Source organism: Ferrovibrio sp. GW821-FHT12E11 (assembly GCF_058806975.1).
In genome coordinates, this window is the sequence record NZ_JBXAQG010000001.1 from 53,125 (window position 1) to 70,251 (window position 17,127).

Annotated in this window: 18 protein-coding genes and 1 tRNA gene; 3 read left to right on the top strand and 16 right to left on the bottom strand. The window is 63.4% G+C overall.

The genetic code is table 11. The annotated features are described in order from the left end of the window. Position 1: 1 nt before the first annotated feature. From nuoL to AC1ROT_RS00310, 14 genes are all read right to left on the bottom strand, one after another. The gene (nuoL, locus tag AC1ROT_RS00245; protein WP_492970769.1) at positions 2–1,930 is read right to left on the bottom strand and encodes an NADH-quinone oxidoreductase subunit L; all 1,929 of its coding nucleotides are present in this window, start codon (positions 1,928–1,930) and stop codon (positions 2–4) included. Positions 1,931–1,943: 13 nt separating this feature from the next. Beyond that, positions 1,944–2,252: an NADH-quinone oxidoreductase subunit NuoK gene (nuoK, locus tag AC1ROT_RS00250; protein ID WP_492970703.1), complete on the bottom strand. Its 309-nt coding sequence runs from the start codon at positions 2,250–2,252 to the stop codon at positions 1,944–1,946. Between the two features lie 2 nt (positions 2,253–2,254). Then, positions 2,255–2,869, bottom strand: a complete 615-nt coding sequence (locus AC1ROT_RS00255; RefSeq protein ID WP_492970702.1) for an NADH-quinone oxidoreductase subunit J — start codon at positions 2,867–2,869, stop codon at positions 2,255–2,257. A 26-nt stretch (positions 2,870–2,895) separates the two neighbouring features. Continuing rightward, entirely contained in the window at positions 2,896–3,384 is a 489-nt protein-coding gene (nuoI, locus tag AC1ROT_RS00260; RefSeq protein ID WP_492970701.1) for an NADH-quinone oxidoreductase subunit NuoI, read from the bottom strand. A 3-nt stretch (positions 3,385–3,387) separates the two neighbouring features. Continuing rightward, positions 3,388–4,419: an NADH-quinone oxidoreductase subunit NuoH gene (gene nuoH, locus AC1ROT_RS00265; RefSeq protein WP_492970700.1), complete on the bottom strand. Its 1,032-nt coding sequence runs from the start codon at positions 4,417–4,419 to the stop codon at positions 3,388–3,390. Further along, positions 4,412–6,478: an NADH-quinone oxidoreductase subunit NuoG gene (gene nuoG / locus AC1ROT_RS00270; RefSeq protein WP_492996808.1), complete on the bottom strand. Its 2,067-nt coding sequence runs from the start codon at positions 6,476–6,478 to the stop codon at positions 4,412–4,414. The genes nuoH and nuoG overlap by 8 nt, the downstream gene beginning before the upstream one ends. Positions 6,479–6,495: 17 nt before the next feature. After that, positions 6,496–7,794 carry an NADH-quinone oxidoreductase subunit NuoF gene (gene nuoF, locus AC1ROT_RS00275; protein WP_492970698.1) on the bottom strand — a complete coding sequence of 433 codons (1,299 nt, stop codon included), beginning with the start codon at positions 7,792–7,794 and terminating at the stop codon, positions 6,496–6,498. Between the two features lie 14 nt (positions 7,795–7,808). Next, positions 7,809–8,447 carry an NADH-quinone oxidoreductase subunit NuoE gene (gene nuoE, locus AC1ROT_RS00280; RefSeq protein ID WP_492996809.1) on the bottom strand — a complete coding sequence of 213 codons (639 nt, stop codon included), beginning with the start codon at positions 8,445–8,447 and terminating at the stop codon, positions 7,809–7,811. Further along, complete coding sequence (locus AC1ROT_RS00285; protein WP_492970696.1) at positions 8,444–9,622, bottom strand: NADH-quinone oxidoreductase subunit D; 1,179 nt, start codon at positions 9,620–9,622, stop codon at positions 8,444–8,446. The genes nuoE and AC1ROT_RS00285 overlap by 4 nt, the downstream gene beginning before the upstream one ends. Then, complete coding sequence (locus AC1ROT_RS00290; protein ID WP_492996810.1) at positions 9,622–10,242, bottom strand: NADH-quinone oxidoreductase subunit C; 621 nt, start codon at positions 10,240–10,242, stop codon at positions 9,622–9,624. Before AC1ROT_RS00290 ends, AC1ROT_RS00285 begins: the two co-directional genes overlap by 1 nt. A 10-nt stretch (positions 10,243–10,252) precedes the next feature. After that, positions 10,253–10,825: a NuoB/complex I 20 kDa subunit family protein gene (locus AC1ROT_RS00295; RefSeq protein ID WP_492970694.1), complete on the bottom strand. Its 573-nt coding sequence runs from the start codon at positions 10,823–10,825 to the stop codon at positions 10,253–10,255. Continuing rightward, positions 10,816–11,181: an NADH-quinone oxidoreductase subunit A gene (locus tag AC1ROT_RS00300; protein ID WP_492970768.1), complete on the bottom strand. Its 366-nt coding sequence runs from the start codon at positions 11,179–11,181 to the stop codon at positions 10,816–10,818. The genes AC1ROT_RS00295 and AC1ROT_RS00300 overlap by 10 nt, the downstream gene beginning before the upstream one ends. Before the next feature lie 275 nt (positions 11,182–11,456). Continuing rightward, positions 11,457–11,533, bottom strand: a tRNA-Asp gene (locus AC1ROT_RS00305). An 80-nt stretch (positions 11,534–11,613) separates the two neighbouring features. Continuing rightward, positions 11,614–12,540, bottom strand: a complete 927-nt coding sequence (locus tag AC1ROT_RS00310) for an RNA polymerase factor sigma-32 (protein ID WP_492996811.1) — start codon at positions 12,538–12,540, stop codon at positions 11,614–11,616. Positions 12,541–12,696: 156 nt separating this feature from the next. On the opposite strand from AC1ROT_RS00310, the gene AC1ROT_RS00315 reads away from it, so the two are divergent. The 3 genes from AC1ROT_RS00315 (at position 12,697) to AC1ROT_RS00325 (ending at position 15,512) form a co-directional block, all read left to right on the top strand. Continuing rightward, positions 12,697–13,326 carry a MarR family winged helix-turn-helix transcriptional regulator gene (locus tag AC1ROT_RS00315; RefSeq protein WP_492970692.1) on the top strand — a complete coding sequence of 210 codons (630 nt, stop codon included), beginning with the start codon at positions 12,697–12,699 and terminating at the stop codon, positions 13,324–13,326. A gap of 112 nt (positions 13,327–13,438) precedes the next feature. Next, on the top strand, positions 13,439–14,284 hold the full coding sequence (locus tag AC1ROT_RS00320; protein ID WP_492970691.1) for an AAA family ATPase: 846 nt from the start codon (positions 13,439–13,441) through the stop codon (positions 14,282–14,284). A 34-nt stretch (positions 14,285–14,318) separates the two neighbouring features. Beyond that, positions 14,319–15,512, top strand: coding sequence for a vWA domain-containing protein (locus AC1ROT_RS00325; RefSeq protein WP_492996812.1), 1,194 nt, complete (start codon positions 14,319–14,321; stop codon positions 15,510–15,512). Between the two features lie 3 nt (positions 15,513–15,515). On the opposite strand, the gene AC1ROT_RS00330 is transcribed toward AC1ROT_RS00325, so the two are convergent. Both AC1ROT_RS00330 and AC1ROT_RS00335 read right to left on the bottom strand, forming a co-directional pair. After that, positions 15,516–16,490, bottom strand: coding sequence for a Bug family tripartite tricarboxylate transporter substrate binding protein (locus AC1ROT_RS00330; RefSeq protein ID WP_492970688.1), 975 nt, complete (start codon positions 16,488–16,490; stop codon positions 15,516–15,518). A 76-nt stretch (positions 16,491–16,566) separates the two neighbouring features. Continuing rightward, positions 16,567–17,127: a hypothetical protein gene (locus AC1ROT_RS00335; protein WP_492996813.1), complete on the bottom strand. Its 561-nt coding sequence runs from the start codon at positions 17,125–17,127 to the stop codon at positions 16,567–16,569.

Consider the following 17,127-nt stretch of genomic DNA (forward strand, 5'->3'; position numbering starts at 1 on the left):
CTTAGTGCCCCATGGAACTGAAGAAGTAGGTGACCAGCGCCGCCACGCCGATCAGCATGGCGAAGGCATAGTGGTAGACATAGCCGGTCTGCAGCACGCTGGCGCGCTTGGCCAGGCGGATGACCGTGGCGGCAAAACCATCGGGGCCGAGGCCGTCGATGATCTTGCCATCGCCGCCCTTCCACAGCACACGACCGAGCCAGAAGGCCGGACGCACGAAGATGCGGTCATACAGCTCGTCGAAATACCACTTGTTGAGCAGGAACTGGTACAGCATCGGCTGCTGGGCGGCGGCGCGCTGCGGCAGCGTGGTGTCGCGGATATAGGCGATCCAGGCGATGAAGATGCCGATGACGCCGACGATGATCGGGCCGACCTTGACCAGGAAGGGCACGTGATGGGCGTCTTCCATGGCCTTGTGATTATCGAGGATCAGGATCGAGCTGCCCCAGAATTCCTTCCAGTGATGACCGATGAAGCCGTCATGGAAGGCAATGCCGGCGAAGATCGCACCGAAAGCCAGCACGCCGAGCGGCGCCAGCATGATCATCGGGCTTTCATGCACATGTTCCATCACATGATGGTCGGCGCGCGGCGCGCCATGGAAGGTCATGAACAGCAGGCGCCAGGAATAGAAGGCCGTCAGGATCGCGGCGGCCATCCCCATGATATAGGCATATTGCCCGACGCCGCCGGCGGCATAGGCCACTTCAAGGATCATATCCTTGGAATAGTAGCCGGCGAAGATCGGGAAGCCGGCCAGCGCCAGGCTGCCGATCCACATCATCACATAGGTGACCTTGATGTGTTTCCACAGGCCGCCCATGTTGCGCATGTCCTGTTCGCCGCTGACGGCATGGATCACCGAGCCGGCGCCGAGGAACAGCAGCGCCTTGAAGAAGGCGTGGGTGAACAGATGGAAGATTGCGGCCGGATAGGCCGAGACGCCGAGCGCGAAGAACATGTAGCCGAGCTGCGAGCAGGTCGAATAGGCGATCACGCGCTTGATGTCGTTCTGCGCCAGGCCGACGGTGGCAGCGAAGAAGGCTGTCGAGGCGCCGACCACAGCGACGATGTTCAGCGTGACCGGCGCGTATTCGAACAGCGGCGAGCAGCGCGCCACCATGAAGACGCCGGCGGTGACCATGGTCGCGGCATGGATCAGCGCCGACACCGGGGTCGGGCCTTCCATCGCGTCAGGCAGCCAGGTGTGCAGGCCGAGCTGGGCCGACTTGCCCATGGCGCCGAGGAACAGCAGGAAGGTGGCGACCGTCAGGATGTCCCAGTCCTTCCAGAGGAAATGGAAGGTCTTGCCGGCCAGCGCCGGCGCCGCCGAGAAGACGGCATCGAAGGTGACGGCGTTGGTGGCGAGGAACAGCGCCATGATGCCGAGCGCAAAGCCGAAATCGCCGACGCGGTTGACCACGAAGGCCTTGATCGAGGCGGCATTGGCAGAGGGCTTCTTGAACCAGAAGCCGATCAGCAGGTAGGACGCCAGGCCGACGCCTTCCCAGCCCATATAGAGCTGCACGAAGTTGTCCGCCGTGATCAGCATGAGCATGGCGAAGGTGAAGAGCGACAGGTAGGCGAAGAAGCGCGGGCGATGCTCGTCGTGGCTCATATAGCCGACGGAATAGACATGCACCACGGCCGACACGGTGTTGACCACCACCAGCATGACGGCGGTGAGCTGGTCGATCTTGAGCGCCCAGTCGACGCTGAAGCTGCCGGAATCGATCCAGTCGAGCACCTTCACGGTGACGACCTGGCCGTTATAGATGACCATGTAGAAGGCCACCCAGGAGAGGATGGCGGAAATGACCACGGCCACGCAGGTGACGGCCATGGCGGCATTGTCGCCGATGCGACGGCCGAACAGGCCGGCGACGATGGCGGCCAGAAGCGGCAGGAAAACGATCAGATGGTACATCGTCATCGTCGTCTCAGCCCTTCATCATATTGATGTCTTCAACCGCGATAGTGCCGCGGTTGCGGAAGTAGACCACCAGGATCGCCAGGCCGATGGCGGCCTCGCCGGCGGCCACGGTCAGCACGAACAGCGCAAACACCTGGCCGACCAGATCGTTCAGATGGGTCGAGAAGGCCACCAGGTTCAGGTTGACGGCCAGCAACATCAGTTCGACCGACATCAGGATGACGATGACGTTCTTGCGGTTCAGGAAGATGCCGATGATCCCGAGCGTGAACAGGATGGCAGCGACGGTCAGGTAATGTCCAAGGCCGATGGTCATGATCAGATACCCTTCCCCGTCTCGACCTTCTTGATCTCAACGGCGTCTTCACGAAGGCGGTTGACCTGCACGCTGATGCTCTGGCGGCGCACGCCGGGGCGCGTCCGCAGCGTCAGCACGATGGCGCCGATCATGGCGACCAGCAGGATCAGGCCGGCGCCCTGGAACAGGTAGATGTATTTCGTGTAGAGCACGGCGCCGAGCGCATGGGTATTGGTGGTCTGCGTCAGTGCCGGGATCGGATCGGTGCCACCCGACAACGCCGCCGGGGTCAGCACCCAGCTGCCGACAACCAGCGCCAGTTCGATCAGCAGGATGGCGCCGATCAGGCCGCCGATGGGCAGATACTGCAGGAAGCCCTGGCGCAGTTCGACGAAGTTGATGTCCAGCATCATGACGACGAACAGGAACAACACGGCGACCGCGCCGACATAGACGATCACCAGGATCATGCCGAGGAATTCGGCGCCCATCAGCACGAACAGGCCGGCCGCATTGAAGAAGGCCAGGATCAGGAAGAGCACGCTGTGCACCGGATTGCGCGACGAGATCACCATGAAGCCGGAGGCCACGGTGATCGCCGCAAACAGATAGAAGGCCAAGGCCTGGATAATCATGCTCTACCCCCTCGCCAGCCCAGCGCTCAACGGTACGGCGCGTCGGCGGCGATATTGCGCGAAATCTCGTATTCCCAGCGTTCGCCGTTCGCCAGCAGCTTGTCCTTGTCGTAGAACAGCTCCTCGCGGGTTTCGGTGGCGAACTCGAAATTCGGACCTTCGACGATGGCATCCACCGGGCAGGCTTCCTGGCAGAAGCCGCAGTAGATGCATTTCGTCATGTCGATATCGTAGCGCGTGGTGCGGCGCGAGCCGTCATCGCGCGGCTCGGCCTCGATGGTGATGGCCTGGGCCGGGCAGATCGCCTCGCAGAGCTTGCAGGCGATGCAGCGCTCTTCGCCGTTGGCATAGCGGCGCAACGCATGCTCGCCACGGAAGCGCGGGCTGAGCGGACCCTTTTCATAGGGGTAGTTCACCGTGGCGCGCGGCTTGAACATATACGCGAAGGTCAGGCCGAGGCCTTTCACCACTTCCCAGAGGAAGATCGTGCGAGCACCGCGATCGAGCAAAGCCATGGCTTAGACCCCTTTCGGCAGCAGGTCGAAGGCGAGCAGAACGCCCGCGGTGGCCACCACCCAGAACAGCGAGAACGGCAGGAAGACCTTCCAGCCCAGACGCATCAGCTGGTCGTACCGGTAGCGCGGCACAGTGGCACGCACCCAGATGAACACGAACAGCAGCACGAAGATCTTGAGGCAGAACCAGACCAGGCCCGGAATCCAGTTGAACGGCGCGATGTCGAACGGCGGCAGCCAGCCCCCCAGGAACAGGATCGTGGTCATGCCCGACATCAGGATCATGTTGGCGTATTCGCCGAGGAAAAACAGGGCGAAGGCCATCGAGGAATATTCGACCTGATAGCCGGCGACGAGTTCGGCTTCGGCCTCGGGCAGGTCGAAGGGATGGCGGTTGGTCTCGGCGAGCGCCGAGATGAAGAAGACGATGAACATCGGGAACAGCGGGATGGCGAACCATACCGTCTTCTGGGCATTCACGATGGCGCTCAGGTTCAGCGAACCGACGCAGAGCAGCACGCTGATGATGACAAAGCCCATCGAGACTTCGTAGGACACCATCTGGGCCGAGGAGCGCAGGGCGCCGAGGAAGGCGTAGCGCGAGTTCGACGACCAGCCGGCGATGATGATGCCGTAGACGCCCAGCGAGGAGATGGCGAAGAGGTACAGCACGCCGACATTGATATTGGCGATCACCAGACCCTCGCCCACCGGAATCACCGCCCAGGCGATCAACGCCAGAATGAAAGTGATGCAGGGTGCGGCGATGAACAGGAACTTGTTCGCGCCGGACGGGATAATGGTTTCCTTGAAGATCAGCTTGGCGGCGTCAGCGAAGGGCTGCAGCAGGCCGAAGGGGCCGACCACGTTCGGACCCATGCGCAGCGACATCGCCGCCAGCACCTTACGCTCCATCAGCGTCAGATAGGCCACCGCGATCAGCAGCGGCACCGTCAGCATCAGGATGTGGACAAGGATCAGCCCGCCCGGAAAGACGTAGCCGGTCCACAGGGTTTGCCAGAGCGACTCAGTCATGGGTACCCGTCTTCGGCATGGCGACGCCGCGCGCGATGGCAGAGCATTCGGCCATGGTGGCCGAGGCGCGGGCAATCGGGTTGGTCAGGTAGAAATCGGCAACCGTCGAAACGAACGGCGCATCGGTCACCGCACCCGCGGCACCAAAGGCACCCCAGGCAGCCGGCGTGACCTTATCGACGCCGGAGAAATGCGGCGCCAGTTCCAGCATGCGACGGCGCAGCATGCCGAGGTTGTCATAGGGCAGCTTGTGGCCGACCGGCTCGGACAGCGCGCGGATGATCGCCCAGTCCTCGCGGGCATCGCCCGGCGTGGCGGCGGCGCGACGGCCAAGCTGAACGCGACCCTCGGTGTTCACCCAGGTGGCATCCTTCTCGACATAGGCCGCGCCCGGCAGGATCACATCGGCGCGACGGGCGCCCGCATCGCCATGGCTGCCCTGGTAGATCACGAAGGCCGAACCGAGCTTCGTCGTATCGATCTCGTCGGCATTCAGCAGATAGACCGCCTTGATCTCACCCGACTGCGCGCCGGCGAGAATACCGGCAGCGTCCTTGCCGCCCTGCCCCGGCACGAAGCCGAGATCGAGCGCGCCGACGCGAGCCGCCGCGGTGTGCAACATGTTGAAGCCGTTCCAGCCGTCCTTGACGAGGCCGGCAGAGTCAGCGACCTGCCGGGCCAGCGCCAGCACGGCAGCGCCATCGGCACGGGCAATCGCACCCTGGCCGAGGATCAGCATCGGCTTCTGCGCGCCCTTCAGCACCTCGGCGAAGGCATGGCGGCCCTCGGCGATGTCTTTCAGCGTGGCAGCGCCGGCACCGAGATAATCGTATTTGTACGTGAGCTGCGGCTGGTCGGCGGCGATCAGCGCGATCTTCACCTTGCCGGTGAGGAACCGCTTGCGGATACGGGCATTGATCAGAGCTGCTTCGCGGCGCGGATTGCTGCCGACGATCAGGATCGCATCGGCTTCATCGATCCCGCTGATACCGCTGTTGAACAGATAACCGGCGCGGTTCGACGGGTCGATCTGCGCGCCATCCTGGCGACAATCCAGATTGGCCGAGCCGAGCTTGCCCATCAGGTCCTTCAGGGCCGTGATGCTTTCGGCGCAGGCAAGGTCGCCGGCAATCGCCGCGATCTGGTTGCCGGCGAGGCCCTTCAGGCCAGCCGCAACGGCAGCAAAGGCTTCCGGCCAGGTGGCTTCCTGCAGCTTGCCGGCCTTGCGCACATAGGGGCGATCCAGACGACGGGCCTTGAGGCCGTCATAGGCGAAGCGGCTCTTGTCCGAAAGCCACTCTTCGTTGACGTCCTCGTTGACGCGCGGCAGCACGCGCATCACTTCGCGGCCGCGCACGTCCACACGAATGTTGGCACCGACGGCGTCCATCGCATCGACGCTTTCGGTCTTGCGCAATTCCCACGACCGGGCCGTGAAGGCATAGGGCTTCGAGGTCAGCGCGCCGACCGGGCAGAGGTCGATGACATTGCCGGAGAGTTCCGACGTCATCGCCTGTTCCAGATACGTCGTGATCTGCATGTCTTCGCCGCGGCCGATGGCGCCGAGTTCCGGCACGCCGGCCACTTCGGTGGCGAAGCGCACGCAACGGGTGCAGTGGATGCAGCGGGTCATCACGGTCTCGACCAGCGGACCCATATACTTGTCTTTGACGGCGCGCTTGTTCTCGTCGTAGCGCGAGCTGCCCTTGCCATACCCCAGCGACTGGTCCTGCAGGTCGCATTCGCCGCCCTGATCGCAGATCGGGCAATCCAGCGGATGGTTGATGAGCAGGAATTCCATCACACCTTCGCGGGCCTTCTTGACCAGCGGCGTGTCGGTCTTGATCACCATATTGTCGGCGGCCGGCATGGCGCAGGAGGCGATCGGCTTCGGCGCCTTCTCCTGTTCGACCAGGCACATGCGGCAGTTGCCGGCAATCGTCAGACGCTCGTGGTAACAGAAGCGCGGGATTTCCTTGCCGGCCAGTTCACAGGCCTGCAGCACGGTGGTACCCGGCTCGACCGTTACCTGGATGCCGTCGATGGTCAACGTGGGCATTGCTTACCCTTCCCCGCCTACTCGGCCGCCGCCGGCAGAACCGGCGCGCCCGTATGATACGCATCGATGCGACGTTCGATCTCGCCGCGGAAATGCCGGATCAGGCCCTGGATCGGCCAGGCCGCGGCATCGCCGAGCGCGCAGATCGTATGGCCTTCCACCTGCGTGGTGACTTCGAGCAGCATGTCGATTTCGCGCTTCTCGGCCTTGCCCTGCACGAGACGCTCCATCACGCGCCACATCCAGCCGGTGCCTTCACGGCACGGCGTGCACTGGCCACAGGATTCATGCTTGTAGAATTTCGACAGGCGCGCGATGGCGCGTACCACGTCGGTCGACTTGTCCATGACGATGACGGCCGCGGTGCCGAGGCCCGAGCGCTGGGCGCGCAGGCTATCGAAATCCATCAGCACATCGTCGCAGATCGCCTTGGGCAGCAGCGGCACGGATGAACCGCCCGGGATGATGGCCAGCAGGTTGTCCCAGCCGCCACGCACACCGCCGGCATGCTTCTCGATCAGCTCCTTGAGCGGAATGCCCATCTCCTCTTCGACATTGCACGGCTTGTTCACATGGCCGGAAATGCAGAAGACCTTGGTGCCGGTATTGTTCGGACGGCCGATGCCGGCGAACCAGTCGCCGCCGCGCCGCAGGATGGTCGGCGCCACCGCGATGCTTTCGACGTTGTTCACGGTGGTGGGGCAGCCCCAGACACCCATATTGGCCGGGAATGGCGGCTTCAGGCGCGGCTGGCCCTTCTTGCCTTCCAGGCTTTCGATCAGCGCGGTTTCCTCGCCGCAGATATAAGCGCCGGCACCGCGATGCACGAAGACATCGAAGTCGTAACCCGAACCGCAGGCATTCTTGCCGATCAGGCCGGCGGCATAGGCTTCGTCGATCGCGCCCTGCAGGTTCTCGGCTTCGCGGTAGAACTCGCCGCGGATATAGATGTAAGCGGCAACTGCGCGCATGGCGAAACCGGCGACCAGGCAGCCTTCGACCAGCTTGTGCGGATCGTGGCGCATCATGTCACGGTCCTTGCAGGTGCCCGGCTCGCCTTCGTCAGCATTGACGACGAGATAGCTGGGGCGTCCATCGGACTGCTTGGGCATGAACGACCATTTCAGGCCGGTGGGGAAACCAGCGCCGCCGCGACCGCGCAGACCGGACTTCTTCATCTCCTCGATGATCCAGTCCTGGCCCTTGTCGAGAATGGCCTTGGTGTTGTCCCAGTCGCCACGCTTGCGGGCAGCCTCGAGGCGCCACGACTGCTGGCCGTAGAGATTGGTGAAGATGCGGTCTTTATCCTGAAGCATGGTCTGGCTCCGCCTCAGTCGTCATTCCCGCCAGCGGCGCCGGCAGGATTGAAAGTGGTGAGAGTCGTCGCGCCGCCGAACGGCTCGGATGACAGGCGGCCATTCTGCGGGCCGGGCTTCGGCGTTTCGCCGCGCTTCAGCGCTTCCAGAATCTTGCCGGTCGACTCTTCGTTGAGGTCTTCGAAGAAGTCGTCGTTATACTGCAGCATCGGCGCATTCACGCAGGCGCCCAGGCATTCCACCTCGATCACGGTGAACTGGCCGTCGGCCGAGGTCTCGCCCGGATTGAGGCCGAGATGTTTCTTGCAGGCGCTCAGCACCTTGTCGGAACCGGCGAGCCAGCAGGGCGTGGTCGTGCAGACCTGCACGAAATGCTTCCCCACCGGGGCCAGGTTGTACATCGTGTAGAAGCTGGCGACTTCGAGCACGCGGATCGACGGCATGCCCAGCAGATCGGCGATATAACGGATCGCGGCCTGCGGCACCCAGTTGTCATGCTGGCGCTGCGCGATATCCAGCAGCGGCATCACCGCGCTCTGCTGGCGGCCGGCCGGATACTTGGCGATATGCATCTTCGCCAGTTCCATGCTTTCCGCCGTGAAGGCGAAGCTGGCCGGCTGAAGCTCGGGCGGTGCGATATGGACGCCACTCATCGGTCGATCTCTCCGAACACGATATCCATGTTGCCGACGATGGAGACCGCGTCGGCCAGCATGTAGCCCTTCGACATGAAGTCGGTGGCCTGCAGATGCGGGAAGCCCGGCGCGCGGATGCGGCAGCGATACGGCTTGTTCGAGCCGTCGGATACCAGGTAAACGCCGAATTCGCCCTTGGGGGCTTCGACGGCGGCATAAGCCTCGCCCTCGGGCACGTGATAGCCCTCGGTGTAAAGCTTGAAGTGATGGATCAGCGCCTCCATCGAGCGCTTCATCTCGCCGCGGCTGGGCGGCACGACCTTGCGATCGTCGGACGCGACCGGCCCGGTCGGCATGGCGGCAACCACCTGCTCGACGATCTTGGCGCTCTGGCGCATTTCCTCGATGCGGCAGAGATAGCGGTCGAAACAGTCGCCGTTCTTGCCGATCGGGATGTCGAAATCATACTTCTCGTAACCGTCATAGGGCTGCGACTTGCGCAGATCCCAGGCGACGCCAGACCCGCGCAGCATGACGCCGGAGAAGCTCCAGTCCATCGCATCCTTGGCGCTGATGACGCCGATATCGACGTTGCGCTGACGATAGATGCGGTTCTCGGTGAGAAGGCCTTCGATATCGTCGATCACCTTCAGCATGCGCGGCAGGTATTTGACGATGGCCTCGTCCATGCCCTTGGGCAGATCCTGGTGCACGCCGCCGGGACGGAAATAGGCCGCATGCATGCGGGCGCCGGAAACGCCCTCGTAGAATTCCATCAGCTTCTCGCGTTCTTCGAAGCCCCAGAGCGCCGGCGTCATGGCGCCGCAATCGAGAGCATGCGTGGTCACGTTCAGCAGATGGTTGAGCAGACGGCCGATCTCGGCGAACAGCACACGCACGGCCTGGCCGCGCGCCGGCACTTCCAGCCCGAGCAGCTTCTCTACCGCCAGGGCGAAAGCATGCTCCTGGTTCATCGGCGCGACGTAATCGAGGCGATCGAAATACGGCACCGCCTGCAGATAGGTCTTGTGCTCGATCAGTTTCTCGGTGCCGCGATGCAGCAGGCCGATATGCGGATCGCAGCGCTCGACGATCTCGCCATCGAGTTCCATCACCAGACGCAGCACGCCGTGGGCCGCCGGATGCTGCGGCCCGAAATTGACCATGTAGTTGGCGATCGTGACTTCGGCCATTACTTCTGCCCCTCGCCCGCCGCCTTCTCATCGCCCGGCAGCACGTATTTCGCGCCTTCCCATGGGCTCATGAAATCGAAGCGGCGGAATTCCTGCGTCAGCTGCACGGGCTCGTAGACCACGCGCTTCTGCGCCTCGTCGTAACGGACTTCGATATAACCGGTGAGCGGGAAATCCTTGCGCAGCGGATGCCCCTCGAAACCGTAATCCGACAGGATACGGCGCAGGTCCGGATGGCCGGAGAACATCACGCCATACATGTCCCAGGTCTCGCGCTCGAACCAGTTGGCGGCCGAGTAGACGCCGACGATGGACGGCACCGGGGTTTCTTCGTCGGTCTGCACCTTCAGGCGGATGCGCTGGTTCAGCGTCATGCTCAGCAGGTGATAGACGACGTCAAAGCGTTTCGCGCGCTCCGGCCAGTCGAGGCCGGTGATGTCGACCAGCTCGATGAACTGGCATTTGGCATCGTCGCGCAGGAAGGTCATCACCTCGACGATGCGCTCGGCCGGCACCTGGATGGTCAGCTCGCCATGGGCGATCACGCTGTCCAGCACGGCGCCGGACAGACGGGCGGCGACATGGTCACCCAGATCGCGGAGAGCGTTGCTGTCGGTCATGGGGCTCTCTTCAGCGGGCGATGGTGCCGGTGCGGATGATCTTCTTCTGCAACTGCAGAAGACCGTAGATCAGCGCTTCCGCGGTCGGCGGGCAGCCCGGCACATAGACGTCGACGGGCACGATACGGTCGCAACCGCGCACCACCGAATAGGAATAGTGATAATAGCCGCCGCCATTGGCGCAGCTGCCCATCGAGATGACGTAGCGCGGCTCGGCCATCTGGTCGTAGAGCTTGCGCAGCGCCGGCGCCATCTTGTTGGTCAGTGTGCCGGCGACGATCATCACGTCGGACTGGCGGGGCGAGGCCCGCGGCATCGAGCCGAAACGGTCGAGATCGTAGCGCGCCATATAGGCGTGGATCATCTCGACGCCGCAGCAGGCCAAGCCGAAAGTCATCGGCCAGAGCGACCCGGTACGGGCCCAGTTGGCCAGCTTGTCGAGCGAGGAAATCACCACGCCCTTGTCGGCCAGCTCGTCGGAAATGTCCTTGAAGAATTCATCCTGCGAGCCGCCGGCCTGAATGGCCGTGCTCGTCCCAGGAGCGTTCTTGGGGGCCACCTGCATGGTGTTGCTCACTCCCATTCCAGAGCCCCCTTCTTCCACTCGTAAATAAAGCCGACGGTCAGCACGCCCAGGAAAATCATCATCGACCAGAAGCCATAGACGCCGATCTCGCCCAGGCTGATCGCCCAGGGGAACAGGAAGGCCACTTCAAGATCGAAAATAATGAACAGGATGGCGACCAGGTAGAAGCGCACATCGAACTGCTTGCGCGAATCGCCAAACGGCTCGAAGCCGCATTCGTAGGTGGAATTCTTCTCGGGGTCCGGCGCGCGTTTGGCGGCCACAAAGGGCAGCAGGGCCAGAACCACAGCCAGCACGATGGCAAGGCCAAGGAAAAGCAGGATCGGCAGATATTCCCGCAGCAGGGCGTCCACGGTCATTCCCCTCCGAAAAAACAACTAAGTCCCGGACCGGTCCCACCCCGCCCGAGTTCGTGGCTGTTCTAGCCGGTTCCGTGCCGCGCCGCAACACGCGTCCGTGCGGCAAAAAAGCCCGCAAGTTGCCGGCTGAGAACCGATTTTCGGCTTTCTGAGAACGCCTCGCAACTTACCGATGGCCGAATCGATCCGCCTACGGCGGAGTGGATTCGGACCGGCCCGGAGACGGTCAGGACAGTTCGGATTTTCGGGAAGAAGGGCCCGCGGGGAAATGGCGAGAGTGACGGGACTTGAACCCGCGACCTCCGGCGTGACAGGCCGGCGCTCTAACCAACTGAGCTACACCCCCGCGGCAGGCGGCGGTTTACCCGTCGCCCACCCCGATGTCAAGCAGGGGTGGGCGAATTTAGGGTAACCGCGACCGGGTTTTCAGGCCGGGCTCAGGGCGCTCAGGTCTTCCAGCTGGCCGACGATCTTTTCGCCAGCCTGCTTGGCCTTGCGATGCACGGCCATCTGCAGCTTGCGGAAGGCCTTGGTCTCGATCTGGCGCACACGCTCCTTGGTGACGCCGAGGCGCCCGCCCAGCTCTTCCAGCGTCGCCTTCTCATCGTTGAGCATACGCTCGACGATGATCAGCTGTTCACGCGGGCTGAGCTCCTTCAGCGATTCCGTCAGCCAGACATGGCGCTGGCCGCCATCCATCTTGGTGGTGACGATTTCCTCGGGATTCGGGCCCGGATCGACCAGGAAATCCTGGAAGGCGTCGCCGCCCTCCTCGCCGCCCACGGTCTCATTCAACGAATGATCGCGGGCCGCCAGGCGCTGCGCCATGGTGGTGACGTCGGCCGCGGAAACCTTCAGGGCCTTGGCGATCTCGTCGCGCGAGGCATTGTCCAGCTGGGCCGTACCGCCGCCGGCCCGTTCCAGCTTGGCGCGCAGCCAGCGCAGGTTGAAGAACAGCGCCTTCTGGCCGGCGGACGTTCCGGAACGCACGATCGACCAGTTGCGCAGCACATATTCCTGGATCGACGAGCGGATCCACCAGGCGGCATAGGTCGAGAACCGCACGCCGCGCTCGGGGTCGAAACGGTTCACGGCCAGCATCAGGCCGATATTGCCTTCCTGGATCAGGTCGGGCATCGGCAGGCCGTAATTGCGGAAACGGGTCGAAGTGGCCACGACCAGGCGCAGATACGCCGTCACCAGCTTCTGCATGGCGCGCTGGTCGCCGTTGTTGCGCCAGCGCCGGGCGAGGTCGAGTTCCTCTTCCTCGCTGAGCAGGGCCTTGGTCATGACGGTCGAAAGATAGCGCCGGTCGGCGCCGTCCAGGGTCCGGGGGGCAGATGCGATGGCCATTTGTATGTCCTCCATCGACTTTTACCCGAGGGTGCACTAGGTTGCTGGTGCTGGTCGCCGGGCAAATGGCAAGTAGTATCGGGTCGCTACAAAAACACGATACGCCTCGCCCTGTTCCCACAGCAAGCGGTATTAGCGAGTCGAAACAAAACTGTGATGCCTGTCACCCCGCAACCGCGTATCGATACCGATGACCCGGGCCATGGCGCCGGCGGAGCCGGAAAAGCCGTTCTCGCTCAACGTGTTATCATCCTGCTTGACCGCCTGAGCCGCCTCACCCGCGAGCTGCAGTTCGCCAATGGCCTGAACCCGGCGCAATGGGAAGCCCTGCGGTTCATCGCCCAGGCCAACAAGTATTCCCGCTCCCCCACGGCCCTGGCCGAATACCTCGGCGCCACCAAAGGGACCGTCTCCCAGACCCTGATCGCGCTTGAGAACAAGGGCCTGATCACCCGCTGCAAAAAAACCGACGACCGCCGCCAGGTGGATCTCTGCCTGACCGAGGCCGGCCAGACGATGCTGGGCAATGACCCGATGCAGACCCTGGAACGGGCCAGCACCGAGATTGCCGACGAGCTGGGCGCCGAGATGGTCAAGGGCCTGACCCGCCTGCTGCACGATCTGCAGTCCCGCCACCAGATGGTGGAATTCGGCGTCTGCCAGGACTGCTCGCTGCTCTGCGTCAACGCGCAGGATGCCACCGCGGGAGTCTGCGGCAATACCGGCGACGCGATCGACGAGATCGAAAAATCCAAGATCTGCGTCAATTACAAAACCACCAACTGACCCTCGCCCTTAGCGGGCCGGCTGCGATTGACGTTACGTCACGGCTTGCGCCAGCGGGGCCTGCGACCTAGCGTCTTTGCCATTGCTTACAGCCGCCAGTGGGAAACGTCGCATGAAGTTCACCGGTACCGAGTCCTATGTCGCCACCAATGACCTGAAGGTCGCGGTGAACGCCGCCATCACCCTGGAGCGGCCGTTGTTGGTCAAAGGTGAGCCCGGCACCGGCAAGACCGTGCTGGCCATCGAGATCGCCAAGGCGCTGAACGCCCCGCTGCTGACCTGGCATGTGAAGTCGACCACCAAGGCGCAGCAGGGCCTGTATGAATACGACGCCGTCTCGCGTCTGCGCGACAGCCAGCTCGGCGACGAGCGTGTGCGCGACATCCGCAACTACATCAAGAAGGGCAAGCTGTGGGAAGCCTTCACGGCCGAGCAGCGCCCGGTGCTGCTGATCGACGAGATCGACAAGGCCGATATCGAATTCCCCAACGATCTGCTGCTCGAACTCGACCGCATGGAATTCTTCGTCTACGAGACCGGCGAGACGGTGAAGGCGGCGATCCGCCCGATCCTGATCATCACCTCGAACAACGAAAAGGAACTGCCCGACGCCTTCCTGCGCCGCTGCTTCTTCCACTACATCCGCTTCCCCGAGCGCGAGACGATGGAAGAGATCATCGAGGTGCATTACCCCGGCGTGCAGAAGAGCCTTGTGCGCGATGCGCTGAATGTCTTCTACGACATCCGCGAGACGCCCGGCCTGAAGAAGAAGCCTTCGACCTCCGAGCTGCTCGACTGGCTCAAGCTGCTGATGGCGGAAGACCTGCCGCCGGAAGCGCTACGCAGCAAGGACCAGGGCAAGCTGATCCCGCCGCTGGCAGGCGCGCTGCTGAAGAACGAGCAGGACGTGCATCTGTTCGAGCGCCTGGCCTTCATCTCGCGGCGCGAACGCGGTTAAGCCCCGGAGCCAAGGCAGAGAAAGGCGCCCCGGCATGTTCATCACCTTCTTCCTCGAACTGCGCAAGGCCAAGGTGCCCGCCACCCTGCGGGAATACCTCACCCTGATCGAGGCGATGCACAAGGGCGTGCCGGAATACAGCGTCGAGAATTTCTACTACCTCGCCCGCACCGCTTTGGTGAAGGACGAGCGCAACCTCGACAAGTTCGACCGCGTCTTCGGCCAGTGTTTCAACGGGCTCTCGTTTGTCGGCGCCGGGGAAGCCGGTGCGGAAATCTCCGCCGAGATTCCGGAAGAATGGCTGCGGCGGCTCGCCGAGAAGGTGCTGACCGAGGAAGAGAAAGCCCAGATCGAGGCGCTGGGCGGCTGGGACAAGCTGATGGAGACACTGAAACAGCGTCTGGAAGAACAGCAAGGCCGCCACCAGGGCGGCAACAAATGGATCGGCACCGCCGGGACGTCGCCCTTCGGCGCCTATGGCTACAATCCCGAAGGCGTGCGCATCGGCCAGGACAAGTCGCGCAACCGCCGTGCCGTGAAGGTGTGGGACAAGCGCGAATACAAGAACCTGGACGACAGCGTCGAGCTGGGCACCCGCAACATCAAGGTGGCGATGCGGCGCCTGCGCAAATTTGCCCGCGAGGGCGCCGAGATGGAACTCGACCTGCCCGATACGATCCGCTCGACCGCCGCCAATGCCGGTTATCTCGACATCAAGCTGGTGCCGGAACGCCACAACAAGGTGAAGGTGCTGCTGCTGTTCGATATCGGCGGCTCGATGGACGACCATATCCGGGTGACGGAAGAGCTGTTCTCGGCGGCGCGCGCCGAATTCAAGCATATGGAATTCTTCTACTTCCATAACTGCGTCTACGAGAAGCTGTGGAAGGACAACCGCCGCCGCCACAGCGAATTCACGCCGACGCATGAAGTGCTGCGCACCTACCAGCATGACTACAAGATCATCTTCGTCGGCGACGCAACGATGTCGCCATACGAGATCGTACAGCCCGGCGGCAGCGTCGAGCACTGGAACGAGGAAGCCGGTTCGGTGTGGATGCAGCGTCTGCTGGACACCTATCCGAAGGCGATCTGGCTCAACCCGGTGCAGGAAAAATACTGGGACTTCACGCCTTCGGTGCAGGTGGTGCGCCAGCTGATGACCAACCGCATGTTCCCCCTCACCCTCGAAGGCCTGGAACGCGGGATGAAAGAGCTGAACCGCTAGAGTTCAGTCCGGCTGAATCTTCGCGGTGGCCACCACCTTGGCCCACCGCTCCTTCTCCTTGGCGATCAGCGCCGCAAACTGCTCCGGCGTGCCGCCGGCGATCACGCCGCCATCGTCGCTGATCCGCTTTTTGGTATCGTCGCTGGCCAGTGCTTTCGCCACCGCCTGCTGCAGTTGGTCGATGATCGGGCGCGGCGTGCCGGCCGGCGCCATCAAGCCATACCACTGCGAGGTCTCGAAGCCCGGATAGCCGCTTTCGGCAATCGTCGGCACATCAGGTAATGCAGGTACCCGCGCGGCAGAGCCGACAGCCAGCGGCCGCAACTTGCCGGCCTTGATCTGGCTGATGATCGGCGGGATGCCGTTGAAGGTGGCTTCGAGCTGGCCGCCGAGCAGATCGGCCAGCATCGGTCCGGTGCCGCGATACGGGATGTGCACCAGGTCGACGCCGGCCTCCAGCTTGAAATATTCCATCGCCAGATGGCCGGCGCTGCCGTTGCCGGCCGAGCCGTAATTCAGCTTGCCCGGCTTGTCCTTCGCCGCCTTCACGAAATCGGCCAGGGTTTTCATCGGCAGGTCGGGCGTCACGGCTATCACATTCGGCACCACGGCCAGCAGCGAGACCGGCTGGAAATCCTTCACCGGATCGTAGGGCAGTTTCGCGCCATACATGGCCGGGTTCACCGCCAGCGTGCCGATATGACCGAGGATCAGCGTGTAGCCATCGGGCGCTGCGCGCTTGACCTCTTCCATGGCGATATTGCCGCCGCCGCCACCCTTGTTCTCGACATAGACCTGCTGGCCGAGCGTGACCGAGAGCTGGCTTGCCACCGAACGCGAGATGATGTCGGACGAACCGCCGGGCGCGAACGGCACCACGAAGCGGATCGTGCGGTTGGGATAGGCGGCCGGCTGGGCGGATGCGGTGGCGGCAGCAACGGCGACCAGCGCCGCGGCAATGGCGGACAGGTATCTCATGGCGGTTCCTCCGGCCCGTTGTCAGTCCGGGCGTCCTGCCGCCATGGTAGGAAAAGACGGCGCGCTGCGCCAGCGGTCAGATCGCCTCGACCACGTCGTCCACCATGACCAGCGGCTGGCGCAGCGGCGCCGCCTCGACCATGAAGCCATCGCGCAGCAGGAAGCGGCTCTGCATGTTGGAGACCGCATAATCCATGTTCGGTGCCGGCACCTCGTAATAGCGGCCTTCGATCCAGCGATGCGCCGGATGGCTGAACGAGCCGGCATCGGCGCCCAGGTCGGTGTTGCGCACCACCACCCGCCAGGTGCGATAGCGGCGGTCGACCACATCCACCGGGGTGGAGGTATAGCCGACCGGCAGGTCGGTCTCGCGATGGCGCTTGAGCAGGCTTTCGATATCCTGTTCGGCGCGCACGATCTGGTTCTTCACCGTGGCGATCTCTTCCTGCTGCTGCTGCACCACGCGCAGGCTTTCCTCGACGCTGCGCCGCATCTCCTCGCGCAGGGCCATCAGCTCCTCGGAGCGCAGCCGCATGCGCGTCCAGGCCGCATGGCTGCGTTCGCCCAGCAGCATGATAATCATGATGGCGATGGCGATATTGGCGCCCGCCGCCAGGATACCGATGAACTGGGTCAT

What these genes read in the sequence shown, in the direction of transcription:
- nuoH (WP_492970700.1), bottom strand. Translation starts at nt 4,419, where the DNA reads ATGACTGAGTCGCTCTGGCAAACCCTGTGGACCGGCTACGTCTTTCCG.
- AC1ROT_RS00315 (WP_492970692.1), top strand. Translation starts at nt 12,697, where the DNA reads ATGCCTGTCACCCCGCAACCGCGTATCGATACCGATGACCCGGGCCAT.
- AC1ROT_RS00310 (WP_492996811.1), bottom strand. Translation starts at nt 12,540, where the DNA reads ATGGCCATCGCATCTGCCCCCCGGACCCTGGACGGCGCCGACCGGCGC.
- nuoF (WP_492970698.1), bottom strand. Translation starts at nt 7,794, where the DNA reads ATGCTTCAGGATAAAGACCGCATCTTCACCAATCTCTACGGCCAGCAG.
- AC1ROT_RS00290 (WP_492996810.1), bottom strand. Translation starts at nt 10,242, where the DNA reads ATGACCGACAGCAACGCTCTCCGCGATCTGGGTGACCATGTCGCCGCC.
- AC1ROT_RS00255 (WP_492970702.1), bottom strand. Translation starts at nt 2,869, where the DNA reads ATGATTATCCAGGCCTTGGCCTTCTATCTGTTTGCGGCGATCACCGTG.
- nuoK (WP_492970703.1), bottom strand. Translation starts at nt 2,252, where the DNA reads ATGACCATCGGCCTTGGACATTACCTGACCGTCGCTGCCATCCTGTTC.
- AC1ROT_RS00330 (WP_492970688.1), bottom strand. Translation starts at nt 16,490, where the DNA reads ATGAGATACCTGTCCGCCATTGCCGCGGCGCTGGTCGCCGTTGCTGCC.
- nuoG (WP_492996808.1), bottom strand. Translation starts at nt 6,478, where the DNA reads ATGCCCACGTTGACCATCGACGGCATCCAGGTAACGGTCGAGCCGGGT.
- nuoE (WP_492996809.1), bottom strand. Translation starts at nt 8,447, where the DNA reads ATGAGTGGCGTCCATATCGCACCGCCCGAGCTTCAGCCGGCCAGCTTC.
- nuoI (WP_492970701.1), bottom strand. Translation starts at nt 3,384, where the DNA reads ATGGCTTTGCTCGATCGCGGTGCTCGCACGATCTTCCTCTGGGAAGTG.
- AC1ROT_RS00285 (WP_492970696.1), bottom strand. Translation starts at nt 9,622, where the DNA reads ATGGCCGAAGTCACGATCGCCAACTACATGGTCAATTTCGGGCCGCAG.
- AC1ROT_RS00295 (WP_492970694.1), bottom strand. Translation starts at nt 10,825, where the DNA reads ATGGGAGTGAGCAACACCATGCAGGTGGCCCCCAAGAACGCTCCTGGG.
- AC1ROT_RS00335 (WP_492996813.1), bottom strand. Translation starts at nt 17,127, where the DNA reads ATGACCCAGTTCATCGGTATCCTGGCGGCGGGCGCCAATATCGCCATC.
- AC1ROT_RS00320 (WP_492970691.1), top strand. Translation starts at nt 13,439, where the DNA reads ATGAAGTTCACCGGTACCGAGTCCTATGTCGCCACCAATGACCTGAAG.
- AC1ROT_RS00325 (WP_492996812.1), top strand. Translation starts at nt 14,319, where the DNA reads ATGTTCATCACCTTCTTCCTCGAACTGCGCAAGGCCAAGGTGCCCGCC.
- nuoL (WP_492970769.1), bottom strand. Translation starts at nt 1,930, where the DNA reads ATGTACCATCTGATCGTTTTCCTGCCGCTTCTGGCCGCCATCGTCGCC.